Consider the following 14,744-nt stretch of genomic DNA (forward strand, 5'->3'; position numbering starts at 1 on the left):
TTTATGCTTGGTTTGTTTCAGTTCTTAATTCCAACAAGACCACATTTTCCACGTGGTGAGTATGCGGGAACATATCTACCGGCTGTACTTTCTTCACGGCATACGCTCCGTCGAGGAGACTTAAATCGCGTGCCTGAGTTGCCGGATTACAGCTGACGTAAACAATCCGTTGCGGACGGGCAAACAGAATCGTCTTGATTACATCGTCGTGCATGCCGGCACGTGGCGGATCGGTGATGATGACATCCGGACGTCCGTGTTCGTTGATGAAGTCTTGTGTCAGGATATCTTTCATGTCGCCGGCGTAGAACAGCGTATTCTTAATGTGATTGAAGGCCGAGTTGACTTTGGCATCTTCGATGGCTTCAGGCACGTATTCGATGCCGATCACTTTGCGGGCCTGGCGAGAAACGAAGTTGGCGATGGTACCGGTTCCCGTATAAAGGTCGTACACCAGTTCATTCCCCGTCAGTTGGGCGAACGAGCGGGCTACCTTGTATAAGTTGTAAGCCTGCGCACTGTTGGTCTGGTAGAAAGATTTCGGTCCCACTTTGAACTTCAGTCCTTCCATCTCTTCGATGATATGATCTTTCCCTTTGTAAACAAGGATTTCCTGGTCGGTGATGGTATCGTTGCATTTCCCGTTGATCACGTATTGTAGTGAAGTGATTTCCGGGAATTGCTCAGCCACGTAGGAAAGCAGCGCTTCACGGCGTTCCTTATCTTCGTGGAAGAAGACAATTACCACCATCAAGTCGCCGGTCGAAGCTGTCCGGATCATCAGCGTACGGATGAAGCCTTCCTGATTGCGCAGGTCGAAGAAAGGATAACCCTCGTGCGTCAGGCAGTAGTCTTTAATTGCCAGGCGGATGCGGTTGGAAATATCGTCCTGCAACCAGCATTTGTGAATATCCAGTACCTTATCGAACATTCCCGGAATATGGAAACCGACACCGTTCATGCAGTCAAATGATTCGCCGGACTGCACTTGCTCTTCCGTCAGCCATTTCTTGTTAGAAAAGGTAAACTCCAGTTTGTTACGATAAAACTGCGTATGTTCAGAACCTAAGATAGGCAGGACTTCTTCCATTTGGATTTTACCGATGCGGGTCAGGTTGTCGATGACTTGTTTCTGTTTGTAGCGTAGTTGTGCTTCGTAGGGCAGATGCTGCCATTTGCATCCGCCGCAGACACCGAAATGTTCGCAGAAAGGTACAGCACGTTCCTCTGCATATTTGTGAAACGCAATAGCTTTCCCTTCGGCATAGCTGTGCTTTTTGCGTGTTAACTGGATATCAACTATATCACCAGGAGCGACATAAGGAACAAATACCACCATGTCGTTTACCCGAGCCAGCGCCTTTCCTTCGGCGGCCACATCTGTAATGGTTACCCCTTCCAAGACGGGTAACGGTTTTCTTTTTCGTGCCAAAATATGAATGGATTAAAAATTTTCTGGTTGCAAATGTACGGAATTTGCCGGAATAAGCGAATGAAAAGCCTATGTTTCGTCTTTTTACCTCCGTTTTACACCTTCCGGGCTGCTGATTATACAATATTTCTCGGCTGATATTCTATTCGTTTCATAAAAAAACAGTAAATTCACGCCGGAAAACGAAATGGGTTCGCAGGGTCCTCAATTCTGTACTCTGCATGATATATTTACAAACTGATAATTTAATGTCAAAAGTTTTAATTATTGGTGCCGGAGGTGTAGGTACCGTTGTTGCGCATAAGGTCGCAAAAAATGAGATCTTTACCGATATTATGTTGGCCAGCCGTACAAAGTCAAAATGTGATCAGATTGCGGCTGCTGTAGGCGGTAACCGTATCCAGACGGCTCAGGTGGATGCGGATCGTGTAGAAGAACTGGTAGCACTGATGCGGTCATTCCAGCCTGACATTGTGATTAATGTAGCTTTGCCTTATCAGGACCTGACCATCATGGATGCTTGTCTGGAATGTGGTGTGAATTATCTGGATACAGCTAATTACGAACCGAAGGATGAAGCTCATTTTGAATATAGCTGGCAGTGGGCTTATCAGGACCGTTTTAAGGAAAAGGGTTTGACCGCTATTTTGGGCTGTGGCTTTGACCCGGGTGTTTCGGCTATCTTTACAGCTTATGCTGCCAAACATCATTTCGATGAAATCCAGTATCTGGATATTGTCGACTGTAATGCCGGTAATCATGGTAAGGCATTTGCCACGAACTTCAATCCGGAAATCAATATTCGTGAGATTACTCAGAACGGCCGTTATTATGAAAATGGCCAGTGGATCAAGACCGGTCCGTTGGAAATCCATAAATCACTGACATATCCGAATATCGGAAAGCGTGATTCTTATCTGTTGTATCATGAAGAGTTGGAATCACTGGTGAAGAATTTCCCGACAATCAAACGTGCCCGTTTCTGGATGACATTCGGTCAGGAATACTTGACACACCTGCGTGTAATTCAGGATATCGGTATGGCCCGTATTGATGAAGTTGAATACAATGGTATGAAGATCGTTCCGTTGCAGTTCCTGAAAGCTGTATTGCCTGATCCGAAATCATTGGGAGCTAATTATCATGGTCAGACTTCTATTGGTTGCCGTATCCGCGGTATCAAAGACGGAAAAGAAAGAACGTACTACATTTATAATAACTGCGATCATGAAAAAGCCTATAAGGAAACAGGTACACAGGCAGTCAGCTATACAACTGGTGTTCCTGCTGCCTTGGGTGCTGCCATGTTTGCCCGCGGTTTGTGGAAAGGCGCAGGAGTATATAATGTAGAGCAGTTTGATCCGGATCCATTCTTGGCTGAACTGGGAGAACAAGGATTGCCTTGGGTTGAAAAGTTTGATATTGACCTGGAGGTATGATCGATAAGGAAGCCTTATTAAACGAATGGGATTTCTCTACCGTGCCTTCTCCGTGCTATGTGCTGCACGAAGGCATGTTGGCTGCCAATATGGAAGTGATCGATAAGGTACGCCGGGCTACACAGGCTGAGATTATCGTTGCCTTAAAGGCCAATGCCATGTGGAGTATTTTCCCTGAGTTGAAGAAACATTCAGACGGAGCCACTGCCAGTTCGCTGGCGGAGGCTCGTTTGGTTTATGAAGAGTATGGCGAAAAGACGCATACCTATGCACCCGTCTATACTCCTGAAGAGATTGATGAAATCTTGCGCTACAGCAGTCACATTACGTTTAATTCGTTGACGCAGTATGCCCGGTTTGCCGACAAGGCGCATGCCGCCGGTGTTTCTTGCGGATTGCGTGTGAATCCGGAATATTCGACGGTCGAGACCGATTTATACAATCCTTGTGATCGGGGTTCGCGCTTAGGTATCTTGGCAGAAGAATTGACTGTTTTGCCCGAAGGTATTGATGGTCTGCATTTCCACGCTCTTTGTGAATCTCGTCCGGATGATTTGCGGAATACACTGGCTGCTGTAGAAGAACGCTTCGGCAAGTTTTTCCCGCAGATTAAATGGCTGAATATGGGTGGCGGTCATCTGATGACGCATAAGGACTATGATGAAGAGGAACTGATCCGTATTCTCAACGATTTCCAGGCTAGGTATCCGCATTTGCGGGTCATTTTGGAACCGGGAAGTGCCTTTACCTGGGATACAGGTTGTCTGGTCGCTACTGTTGAGGACAAGGTATGTCATGGTGGCGTGAACACCCTGATGTTGAATGTCTCGTTTGCTTGCCATATGCCGGATTGCTTGGAGATGCCATACAAACCGACGATTTTGGGTACACATGAGCCTGCTGACGGAGAGAAACGCTGGCGCATGGGCGGCAACAGTTGTCTGGCGGGTGATTACTATGGCGACTGGGCTTTCGATGGTGGTCGAGAACCGGAAATAGGAGAGAAGATTGTCTTCCGGGATATGATCCATTATACGATGGTCAAGACGACGATGTTCAATGGCGTAACACATCCTTCTATTGGTATCTGGAATCCGCAGACGGGTTTTCGTCTGGTTCGTCGTTTCGGCTATGAGGATTATAAGAATCGTATGTCTTGATTGATCTAGCTTCGCTGGTAAGACCAGATGCAAGCCTACTATAGATCAGGCACGAATTTTACAGAAACACAGTTTTGAACTACTGTGAAATCTGCGAAGTTCGTGCCTGATTTTTTGTTGCCAATAATAGATAAAGGCTGCCTGTCTATCACAGATGAGCAGCCTTTAGAAAGTGGAAATAAAAAAGATATTATTATAATTAGAGTGTTCCTCCGCCTAATGCCCTGTACAATAGAACTTGATTGATACAATGCCGAGTACAGAGCGACGTGTAATCCAATTCACATTCCATGTATTTCTCATCCGCCGAGAGTACTTCCAAATAGCCGATGAAACTAAGTTTGAATAACTCGTTGGCATCCGATACAGAACGGGCATGTAATTTTCGTTCCTCTTTTTTCAGCTTATTCCGTTTCAACAAATTGTCATGAGAACGAATCAGATTGACAATTTCCTCGTATGCCTTCAATGCTTTTTCCTGATATTGCAGCAAGGCAATACGCTGAGCACTTTGGGCATCGTTCCACAAGGCTTTTATTTCATGCTGTTTGAATATAGGAGCGGTGAGTCCGGCACCCAGATTGTAGATTAATGAGGCTGGTGCCGTAAACCAGTGACTCACATCGAATGCGTTGAATCCACCTCCTACATTCAGTGTCAGTGAAGGGAAAAATGCCTTGCGTGCAGCTTCAGAGTCCGCTTTGCTGGCCAGTAATTCCTGTTCAGCGCTGCGAATATCCGGGCGATTGTAAATCAGTTGAGAAGGTACACCAACCTCTGTTGGGAATTGTAAATCTTCCATTTCCCGGAAAGAAATTCGTCGAATCTCCGTTGGATAAGAACCGATTAAAGATGAAATGGCCCGTTCCTTCTCTTCAATCTGTTGTTCGTTCTCAAGCAATAATCCACGTAACTGCAACAGACGTGATTCGAATTGATCCACACCCAGCTGTGTAACTTCGCCTTCCTGTTTCAATTCATACGTCAGTTTATATGAGTCTTCTGTATTTTGTATCGCCACTTTGATAATCTCTTTTTGGCGGTCTAACCCGATCAACTCATAGTATTGGGTTGCCAATTCGGAGATGAGCAGAGTTTGTGCATAGCGAGCAGCTTCTTGGGATGCCATCCATCGGGCTGCAGCAGCTTGTTTTTTATGGCTTAATTTACCCCAAATATCAGCTTCCCATTCAAACTGGATTCCTAATGTGAAATCGCTGTATGGATCTGGGATATGTTTCTCTTTTTCCAGATCTGGCGTATTGGTGGTACTGTTTCCAACTCCGTCCATCGAATATTCTCCGAACCGTTGGACTCCAGCTCCCAAGCCAGCCGATATATTAGGTAAGAGTCCGCCTTTCGCTCGCATTAACTGATTTTGAGCCATGCGAACCCGTTCGACGGTTTGCCTGAACGAATGGTTGTTTGCCAATGCCTGTCGGATATATGTTTGCAAGATAGTATCCTGAAAGAATTGCTGCCAGGATAGGGTTGCAATTGTAGTTGAATCGTTTGATGCTTGACCATACGTTTCAGGAACAACCAACTTTTCTTCTTGTGTCAGCTGTGGGGCTTTGCATCCGGTGACAAATACGGAAGCCAGCAACACGAGTCCATATAGAGTATTCTTATTCTTCATCATCGTCATCATACTTTTTTTGGTTACCTTTCAGGCGTGTTTCGATAGTTTCAAATAGAACGTACAAACCTGGAATCAAGAAAATTCCAACGAATGTACCAATCAGCATGCCTCCGGCTGCTGCCGTTCCGATGGAGCGGTTACCTAATGCTCCGGCACCGGTCGCAAATACCAATGGAATCAATCCGCATATGAAAGCGAATGAAGTCATCAGAATGGGGCGCAAACGACTTCTGGCTCCTTTGATAGCGGCCTCCAGAATGTTGAGTCCTTGATGACGGTATTGGTTGGCCATTTCGATAATCAAGATGGCATTTTTACCCAACAAACCGATTAGCATGACGAGTGCTACCTGCGCATAGATGTTGTTCTCCAATCCTGCCAGTTGCAAGAATAAATAAGAACCAAATACTCCAGCCGGTAAAGAAAGGATTACAGGCATTGGCAGAAGTAAACTTTCGTATTGGGCTGCCAGCAATAGATATACGAATAGCAGACAGATCGCAAACGTAATTAATGTTTGTCCGCCAGATTCTTTTTCTTCACGAGTTACACCAGACCATTCGATATCATATCCGCGTGGTAAAGTTTCTTTGGCTATTTCTTCAACGGCTTGTATGGCTTCACCAGAGCTGACACCTTCTGCTGCATTCCCCGTAATCAAAGCCGAGGTAAACATATTGTAACGGGTAATCTGACTTGGTCCGTAGATACGATCCATTGTCAGGAAGTTAGAATAGGGAACCATGTTCCCATCTTTGTTTTTGGCATACAAGTCATAAATATCTTCTGGATTCATACGATATTCAGGTGCCGCTTGAAGCATAACCTTATACATCTGTCCAAACCGGATAAAGTTGGAAGAATAGAAACTACCAATATATGATTGAAGAGTTTCCATTGATTCTTGCAGATTGACACCCAGTTTGGCTGCTTTCTCTAAATCTACTTTCAGTAAGTACTGAGGGAAATTCGGATTGAAGCCAGAAGAAACACCTTGTAAACGAGGATCCTTGTTTAGTTTTTCTACCAACTCATCGGCTACATCTGCAAAATCTTGGAAACTACCGGCAGTTTTGTCTTGTAGACGAAGTTCAAAACCACTGGCGTTACCAAAACCCGGAACTGATGGCGGCAAAAAGAACTGGATTTGGGCATCTTTGATATGCGCTGTACGGTCTGCATAAACCTGCATTAATTCTTCTGCCGTTTTCTCTCGCTCGTCCCATGGTTTCAGATTAATCATTCCCATACCGAAGCTGGCACCTTCCGTTTCAGTCATCAAACTATATCCGGCCAACGTTGAAACACTCTCTACTTCGTCGAATGGTAATAAGGTGGCCTGTACGCTGTTTAAGGCAGCCTCGCTACGTTCGAGTGTCGCACCCGGAGGAGTATCCACATTGACATAAATCATACTTTGATCTTCATTGGGTATGAAGCCGGTTGGAAGAATACTACTCATTCCCCAGGTTGCGAAAAAGAATAGAATCAGTGTCGCATACGTGAAGAAGCGACGTCCCAAGAATCGGCTTAATCCTTTATGGTAGAAATTCTCAAATCTCTCATACTGATGATTGAATATCCGGAAGAATTTTCCACTTATGCCGACTTTCTTATGCAATTCTCCCGGAGGAAGTAACAGCATGGCACATAGAGCCGGAGAAAGGGTCAAGGCATTGATACCCGAGATGACGATAGCAACAGCTAATGTCAGAGAGAATTGGCGGTAGAAAATTCCTACAGTTCCGCTCATAAAACCAACCGGAATGAATACGGCAGACATGACGAGGGTAATAGCAATGATCGCCGCTCCGATTTCTCCAATGGCGGCAACCGATGCTTTATAGGGAGATAATCGTTGTTCGTGCATTTTAACATGAACTGCTTCGACGACGACAATGGCATTGTCTACCACAATACCAATGGCAAGAACCAATGCGAAAAGCGTTAACATGTTAATGGAGAAGCCCAACATCTGCATGAAAAAGAAGGTACCGATCAATGAAACCGGTACGGCTATGGCCGGAATCAGGGTAGATCGGAAATCCTGTAGGAAAATATATACGACGATGAATACCAAGATAAAGGCTTCAATCAACGTTCTAAGCACGGCCGAGATTGAGGCATCCAAGAATCGGGATACGTCATACGAGATATTATATTCCATTCCCGGAATGAAGCTGGACTCTTTGATCTCTTCCATCTTGGCTTTGATATTCTGGATCACTTCCCGTGCATTTGAACCCGGTCGTTGCTTGATCATGATGGAAGCCGACGGACGTCCATCTGTCATGGAGATCATATTATAATCTTCAGAGTCGAATTCGATGGTTGCCACGTCTTTGAGGCGAAGTAGGGATCCGTCAGACATCGCTTTCAATACAATTTCCCCGTACTCTTCTGGTGTAGAGAACTTACCGGTATATTGTAATACGTATTGCAGATGTTGCGGGAGCTTATCAGAACTGATACCGGTTTTACCCGGAGCAGCTTCGATATTCTGTCTGCGGATCGCTTCTGTTACGTCTTGAGGTGACATATTATAAACGGCGAGTCGGTTTGGATTTAACCACACGCGCATGGCATAGTCGCGGCTACCCATAATTTCAACCAATCCGACACCGTCAATACGCTTTAATTCGCGTAAGATATTAATATCCGCAAAATTATAGACGAATTTTTCCGTATGAGCACTGTCTGTACTGAAAATGTTGAGGTACATCAACATACTGTTTACCTCTTTTTCAGTAATCACTCCGGCACGGATAACTTCTTCGGGTAATTCATCGAGAACGGTAGTTACACGGTTCTGTACGTTCACAGCTGCAACATCCGGATCTGTTCCTACCTTGAAATAAATTGTGGTCAGTGACATACCATCATTCGTACATACCGTTGTCATATAGGTCATACCCGAAACACCATTGATGGCTCTTTCAAGTGGTGTAGCAACGGTTTTCGACATAACATCCGCACTGGCTCCGGTATAACGGGCTGTTACTGTCACCGAAGGAGGAACGATATCAGGAAACTGCGTAATGGGCAGGCTTGTAATAGCCAATAAACCCAGGCAGACAATCAATACGGAAATAACACCCGAAAGGATAGGACGTTTGATGAATAATTTAAACATAATCAGATCGCAGATTTATTGGTTTAAACTATCTTTATCCAAAGTGATGCCTTGCATGATTTGCTGGAAGCCGATGGTATCCGGATGGATTTCCATTCCGTCCTTGACGCTTTGAATACCTTCGTACACAATATAAGTGTCTGGTTCCAGATCTTCTGTGATATAGAACTTCTCATATCGCTGAAGAGGCTGGAAGCTCCGAACCTTCACAATGCCTTCTTTATCGACAACATATACATAGGTAAAATCCTGAATCTCGAAAGTTGACTTTTGTGGGACCAGATATACGTCAGACATCTTCGTCATCATCCGTACCTTTCCGGTAACTCCATGCTTCAATAGTCCATCGGGATTGGGAAAACGAACGCGGAATGCAATGGATCCCGTACCTCGTTCAAAATCACCTTCGACAGTTTCTACACGTCCTTTATGCGGGTAAACACTACCGTCGGGGAGAATCAGTTCGATGTTATTCATCTCGGGCAATTGTTCTCCACGAAGTTGAGCCCGCTTGAATTTAAGATATTCACTTTCGTTTACCTTATAATAGGCAAAAATCTCAGATACGTCGCTGACAGTGGTCAACAAGCTTTCAGGCGTTACCAAGCTTCCTACTTTATATGGAATACGGTCAATGTATCCATCGAATGGCGAGGTAACAGTTGTATATGAATAGTTGGTTTGCGCTCTTTGCAATTGTGATTTAGCTTGTTCCACTTTCATGCGTGCCACCTCTTTTTGGGTCATAACCTGATCCAGGCGAATCTTCGACAAAATGTTCTTCTTTACGAGTCTCTCGATACGCTCTGCTTCATATTCAGCCATCTGTAATTCAGCTTCTGATTGCTTGTAATTGGCCTGAGCTTCTTTCACACTCACGCTATATTCTTCAGAGCTGAGACGGAAAAGAGGTTGTCCTTTTTGAACTTTCTCTCCTTCATCTACTAAGATTTGCTGAACAAATCCTTCCACCTTTGGTTTGACTTCCACAAATTGAATAGCCTGAACATCTGCTACGTACGATTGCGGAAATTCAATACTGGTTGGTGTTAATCGGGTTATTGGCGTTTTGGTGGTATGAAACACCTTTTCTCGTTGTGCTTCACTACACGAAGAAACAACTCCAGCTACGCCTAGCAGGAGTATTAACTTCTGATAAATACTCTTCATAAGTTTCTTGGTAAGTTAAATATGTTTATTGGGTCTGTTGAAAAAAGTATGCAATGCGATATGCTCTGAATAAAAAATCCAGATAGAAGATTGCATATATTAAAGTGGGAAAAGCTAAATCAAGTAAGTGCAAAGAGTCGCCTGCCGACTATTATTACATGTTACACATGCGATTTCCGGTTTTGGCTTTACAACCTCTTCTTGAGGTAAAATATATATATTAGGAATTAGTGTCAATAGCACAGGTAGGGCTGCAACAAATGTCCGTGTTAACGTACGAGTACGAGTGTAATCATCATCCGGATCAATTTGATTCGTTGATATGGATGTTTGTGCAGAAATGCAAGTTTCCTCTTGGTATTTGTATGGTGCATTCTCACCCGCCAAAACATCTGTTTGAATCAACAGAATGGTAATGACGTATAAAATTCTTGCCATAAATATTTTCCAATCGGAAAGTTTCATCTTCTATTTCTTGTCTGATACAAATTTCTTGCGATGCAAAGTTAAGAATTATTTTTAATAATGCAACTTATTTGAAAATTCTCTTTAGAGATGGATTTTTTTGTTACACTATTTGGTTTATAAAATAAACTGTTTTATATTTGCATCGAAAGCAAATGAGAAGCGCGCCTCTTTGTTTTTCTTTTTTCATTAAATGGTTTATTTTATAAACTGATTTGTTTGACTAAATGGAAAGAATGATGGAAACAATTAATTCAGAGAAAAGGCATTTTCCGCTTTATTTAAAAGAACGTATAGCAACTTATTTGGTGACTTGTGTATTTCTGGGCATTTTAAATATAGTTGTTGCACCACATGAATGGTGGATATTTTGGGTTGCACTTGGTTGGGGCATGAATTTGATCAAGCAGATTCTTTTTTGGTATTATACAAAAGGAGAGGAGGAAAAAAGATGATACGTATGGTATGTTGGCTAGCTATACTATTGGCTTCAGTGTGTCAGGTAAAAGGAGAATCATTCCAAATAAAAGTAGAAGTTAAAGGCATTCGTGGAGAAACAGGGAATGTTTTGGTGATGGCACAACAAAAAGATAATGATCAGCCTGTTTATGGAATGGCTAAGGCTTGTAAAGGACACGTTGTTGTGACTTTGGAAAATGTTCCCTGGGATTCATGTATTATATCTGTCTTTCATGATGAAAACGGAGATTGGAAAATGAATATGGACGAAAAAGGACTACCTCTGGAAGGATTTGCCCGGAGTTCTTATACATATAATCCGGATAAACCGGTATGCAAGTTGAAGTTGTATTATATGGACAGGCAGCAGTGATGAAAAGGTTTTGCGGATTGGTTTTATTCCTTTGGATGGCAATGGCAGGAATGGCCCAGCAGAAAGTCATGTATTCGGGTTTCGTACAGAATCAAGAAGGAATACCAATTGGTTATGCAACGGTATTATTGTCTGCATTAACTTCGGATGGACAAGAAGGGGTCGTTGCGGATAGTTTAGGCTTTTTCCAACTGGCAATTACTCCGGGACTTTATGCAGTTCATCTTCGCAGTGTTGGGTATGAATCTTTACGATGTCAATTGGAGATACATGCCTTGCAATGTGATACATTCGTCATGCAAGTTTCACAGACATCTTTACAAGAAGTAGTTGTTCGTGCGCATGCTGTTGAGCGAAAGGCCGACCGTTTCATCTGGCAGATACCACCGGGGCTAAATAGCAACGGGATTGATTTGTTGAGGCAAGCTCCTGGTGTTTGGTGTCGGATGGGAAGATAGCCATTAATGGCACATCGGGAACTCGGGTATTTGTAAATGATCGGGAAGTGAGGTTGGATGGAACTTTGCTGATGTCTTATTTACAATCTCTTCGTTCAGAGAATATTCAACGGATAGAAGTTGTCCCGATGGCTGGTGCGGATGAAGATGCGATAATGCAGGGTGGTGCCATTTATATCTGGTTACGGCAGATGAAAGAAAAAGGTTGGCAAGGGAATACTTCTTTGTTCTCTTCTCTTTCTTCCGGATTTCAGCAATACGAACCACATGTTACTTGGAACAGACTTCAAGGGAAATGGAATTGGTATGGAAGCATGTCGATGATTTACCAGCCGCAAGCGGATGGCATTTTGGATGGAAATCGGATATATACTGATAATAGAAAAAGTTTCACCAGCGAAGGTAGGTTTGAGGATCCATCGGATTATGAAACATGTCAGAATGGATTGGTATATACTCCTGATGATAAGACAAACGTAGGTATGGAAATAGAGTATATCAGGCGTTACTCTTCTCGTTTGATGCACAGCCATTCGTTGTTGGAAGCTGAAGAAGGATGGATGGAAAGTTTAGGGGATTATAGGCAAGTTGATCATTATCAGATGGTGACAGGCAGTTTTAGTTTTCGCCATCAACTGGATACGTTAGGTTCTGCCTGGCATATCTTGGTTGATTATACACAGAAAAGGTCAAATGGAGATAACCGATATGATATCTGTTGGCAATATCCGTCGGGAATGTCTGACTCTATTTACCGCACACAAAGTCGGATGGATTATCGTATCGCTAGTCTGGATGCCGGTTGGAAATGGTTCCGTGGAAAGACAAACTATGGGCAAGTTGGCCTGAAATATACGTTTACACAGATGAAGGATAAAGCGGGTTCTGATGGTTGGTCGGAGACTTCTTCCTGGATTCCTATTCCTGGATATGATTATGCTTTGGACTATCATGAACATATCATGGCTTTGTATGCTCAATATGCATTCGATTGGAAGAGTCTTTCATTGAAGGCAGGATTGCGGGGCGAGTATTCACAGACATCCGACCGGACGAATGTCATACAAAGATCGTATTGGGATTTCTTCCCACATGTGGATGTTACGTATGCTTTTGATAAGCTTCGCCGACGCATGTTGGTAGGGCAATATGCCCGATATATCGAACGTCCGGCTTTTTCGGCTTTGAATCCGAACCGGGTACAAACTTCGGATTATCATTATCAGATTGGGAATCCTGCCTTAAAGCCGATGTATACAGATCGGCTCAATTTGACGTTTGTGTATGATTATCGGTATACATTGACAATTGGCTGCAACTTAAACCGCGATTTAATTCGTCAGTTTACCAAGCAGGATCCGGTAAATCCGGATGTGTCTTTTGTGACTTATGAGAATCATAACCGGGAGAATCATTGGTTCGTAGCCTTGAATATTCCTTGGCAACCGGTTTATTGGTTTAGCTGGAACTCGAATTGGGTGGGCGTGAGGCAAGATATCCGGGTTTATGCCGAAAATCATTTTCAGACGCATTATTTGTATTTTGGAAACGCAACGGCTTCTTTCTTTTTACCTTGGGATGTCCGGCTGGATTTACAATATACGGGTAGTTCGCGGCTGTATTCGGGGAATAGTGAAGTGAATCCCCGGCATACGCTTGATCTGCGTTGTCAGAAACGTTGGGGCGATCGGTGGAGTGTACAGATCGGTGTCGATAATATATTCAATCAGTTTCCGGGTTATGTAGCCCGGTTGGATGATTATATCCATGTCACAGATTATGGTGCGAAATCGTCAGGGCGTTTATTTAAAATAGGCATAAGCTGGAATTTTAATGCCGGGCGGAAGATAAATAAAATGGCGGTTGAAAAAGATTCTTCTTCAGAGCGTGATCGTTTAACAAAACAATATTAATTTTGAAACATTAAAAACAATAAGGACATGATGGAAGACAGAAAATTATCGGAAAAGGAAAGTTTGGAACTGATTTCACGGATGATTCAGGAGACGCAGGAAAGTAAAGCCCGCTATGAGGCTTATCCTTTATTAATATGGGGATATACGACTATTGTGATTTCGCTTTGCATCTGGTATGGAATGACTAGTCTGGGATGTTCCTGGCAGATCAACTTTTTATGGTTTGCTTTGCCGGTGATCAGTACTCCAGCCTCTCTGTATTTTAATCGGAAAAATCCGAAGCGTGGTGTCAGGAATTATATGGACCGGATCACTACTTATATTTGGAGTTTGTTTGGAGCGGTTGTTGTTGTGTTGGGCGTTAGTGCCTTCTTTACTCCGATGAAAATCTTGTTTATGGTTGCGTTGCTGATGAGTATGGCAACGACTTTATCAGGAGCTGTCAGCAAATTCAAACCTTTGGTATGCTGCGGTATCGCAGGAGTGGTTCTGTCGTTTGTATTATTGTTTGTCAGTATGCCGCATTCTATTCTGATTTTTGGTGCTATCTTTGCCGTCATGATGGTTATACCCGGACATATCTTGAATCGTAAAATGAAAGAATTATGCTGAAAGAGTTAAATCCCTTGTTGCATTCCCAACTTCGATTGGCAATTATGTCGATCCTCTTATCGGTTGAAGAGGCAGATTTTGTTTATCTGAAAGAGAAAACACAATCGACAGCCGGTAATTTGAGTGTGCAGCTTGATAAACTGAGTGAGGCAGGATATATCAGCATTGAAAAGAGTTTTGTTGGGAAAAAAACGCGTACGGCTTGCCGGATTACGCCGGTTGGTCACGAGGCGATGAAAGAATATGTGGCTACGCTGAAAACCTATTTGCAAGGATTATAAATCTTGGGGAAGAAAGCCCCGAGAGCATGATTAATGAAACTAACGGGAATCGGGAACGGTTCTCGTTAGTTTTGTTTTTGATTCATGTGAATGCTGTCATGCTACAGATTTACTTTACACCCATTTAACAAAAAAAGAGAAAGCAATGGGAAAGAAAGGAATCAGTCATCGCAAATTCAGTATTGAGTTCAAATTGTCCGTTTT

At 43.3% G+C, this 14,744-nt stretch carries 13 protein-coding genes; 8 read left to right on the forward strand and 5 right to left on the reverse strand.

Annotated features, from left to right (window positions below; genetic code table 11):
* Nucleotide 1: 1 nt before the first annotated feature.
* Nucleotides 2-1,432 (reverse strand): 23S rRNA (uracil(1939)-C(5))-methyltransferase RlmD, encoded by a 1,431-nt coding sequence (gene rlmD, locus MUN53_RS01975; RefSeq protein ID WP_243323193.1) that lies wholly within the window; start codon nucleotides 1,430-1,432, stop codon nucleotides 2-4.
* 248 nt (nucleotides 1,433-1,680) lie between these two features.
* Between rlmD and MUN53_RS01980 the strand changes: the two genes are divergently transcribed.
* Nucleotides 1,681-2,871 (forward strand): saccharopine dehydrogenase family protein, encoded by a 1,191-nt coding sequence (locus MUN53_RS01980; RefSeq protein ID WP_243323194.1) that lies wholly within the window; start codon nucleotides 1,681-1,683, stop codon nucleotides 2,869-2,871.
* Nucleotides 2,868-4,031 carry a carboxynorspermidine decarboxylase gene (nspC, locus tag MUN53_RS01985; protein WP_243323196.1) on the forward strand — a complete coding sequence of 388 codons (1,164 nt, stop codon included), beginning with the start codon at nucleotides 2,868-2,870 and terminating at the stop codon, nucleotides 4,029-4,031. The genes MUN53_RS01980 and nspC overlap by 4 nt, the downstream gene beginning before the upstream one ends.
* Nucleotides 4,032-4,230: 199 nt before the next feature.
* Here nspC and MUN53_RS01990 read toward each other — a convergent pair whose 3' ends face one another.
* The 4 genes from MUN53_RS01990 to MUN53_RS02005 all read right to left on the reverse strand — a co-directional run bounded on the left by MUN53_RS01990 (nucleotide 4,231) and on the right by MUN53_RS02005 (nucleotide 10,441).
* A complete protein-coding gene (locus tag MUN53_RS01990) occupies nucleotides 4,231-5,682 on the reverse strand; it encodes an efflux transporter outer membrane subunit (protein ID WP_394803024.1) in 1,452 nt (483 codons plus the stop codon).
* A complete protein-coding gene (locus MUN53_RS01995) occupies nucleotides 5,660-8,806 on the reverse strand; it encodes an efflux RND transporter permease subunit (RefSeq protein ID WP_243323197.1) in 3,147 nt (1,048 codons plus the stop codon). The genes MUN53_RS01990 and MUN53_RS01995 overlap by 23 nt, the downstream gene beginning before the upstream one ends.
* A gap of 15 nt (nucleotides 8,807-8,821) precedes the next feature.
* On the reverse strand, nucleotides 8,822-9,976 hold the full coding sequence (locus MUN53_RS02000; protein WP_243323199.1) for an efflux RND transporter periplasmic adaptor subunit: 1,155 nt from the start codon (nucleotides 9,974-9,976) through the stop codon (nucleotides 8,822-8,824).
* A gap of 114 nt (nucleotides 9,977-10,090) precedes the next feature.
* On the reverse strand, nucleotides 10,091-10,441 hold the full coding sequence (locus MUN53_RS02005; RefSeq protein WP_243323200.1) for a hypothetical protein: 351 nt from the start codon (nucleotides 10,439-10,441) through the stop codon (nucleotides 10,091-10,093).
* Between the two features lie 236 nt (nucleotides 10,442-10,677).
* On the opposite strand from MUN53_RS02005, the gene MUN53_RS02010 reads away from it, so the two are divergent.
* From MUN53_RS02010 to MUN53_RS02035, 6 genes are read left to right on the forward strand one after another with little or no spacing between them, the layout of a single operon-like run.
* A complete protein-coding gene (locus MUN53_RS02010; RefSeq protein ID WP_243323201.1) occupies nucleotides 10,678-10,896 on the forward strand; it encodes a 2TM domain-containing protein in 219 nt (72 codons plus the stop codon).
* Nucleotides 10,893-11,273, forward strand: a complete 381-nt coding sequence (locus tag MUN53_RS02015; RefSeq protein ID WP_243323202.1) for a DUF2141 domain-containing protein — start codon at nucleotides 10,893-10,895, stop codon at nucleotides 11,271-11,273. The genes MUN53_RS02010 and MUN53_RS02015 overlap by 4 nt, the downstream gene beginning before the upstream one ends.
* Entirely contained in the window at nucleotides 11,234-11,731 is a 498-nt protein-coding gene (locus MUN53_RS02020) for a carboxypeptidase-like regulatory domain-containing protein (protein WP_243323203.1), read from the forward strand. Before MUN53_RS02015 ends, MUN53_RS02020 begins: the two co-directional genes overlap by 40 nt.
* A gap of 53 nt (nucleotides 11,732-11,784) precedes the next feature.
* Nucleotides 11,785-13,644: an outer membrane beta-barrel family protein gene (locus MUN53_RS02025; RefSeq protein WP_243323204.1), complete on the forward strand. Its 1,860-nt coding sequence runs from the start codon at nucleotides 11,785-11,787 to the stop codon at nucleotides 13,642-13,644.
* 27 nt (nucleotides 13,645-13,671) lie between these two features.
* Nucleotides 13,672-14,259 carry a hypothetical protein gene (locus MUN53_RS02030; protein ID WP_243323205.1) on the forward strand — a complete coding sequence of 196 codons (588 nt, stop codon included), beginning with the start codon at nucleotides 13,672-13,674 and terminating at the stop codon, nucleotides 14,257-14,259.
* Nucleotides 14,253-14,540: a winged helix-turn-helix domain-containing protein gene (locus tag MUN53_RS02035; RefSeq protein WP_022456835.1), complete on the forward strand. Its 288-nt coding sequence runs from the start codon at nucleotides 14,253-14,255 to the stop codon at nucleotides 14,538-14,540. The genes MUN53_RS02030 and MUN53_RS02035 overlap by 7 nt, the downstream gene beginning before the upstream one ends.
* Nucleotides 14,541-14,744: the final 204 nt, after the last annotated feature.

It is taken from the genome of Parabacteroides faecalis (assembly GCF_022809355.1).
In the GTDB taxonomy this organism is placed as follows: Bacteria; Bacteroidota; Bacteroidia; order Bacteroidales; family Tannerellaceae; genus Parabacteroides; species Parabacteroides faecalis.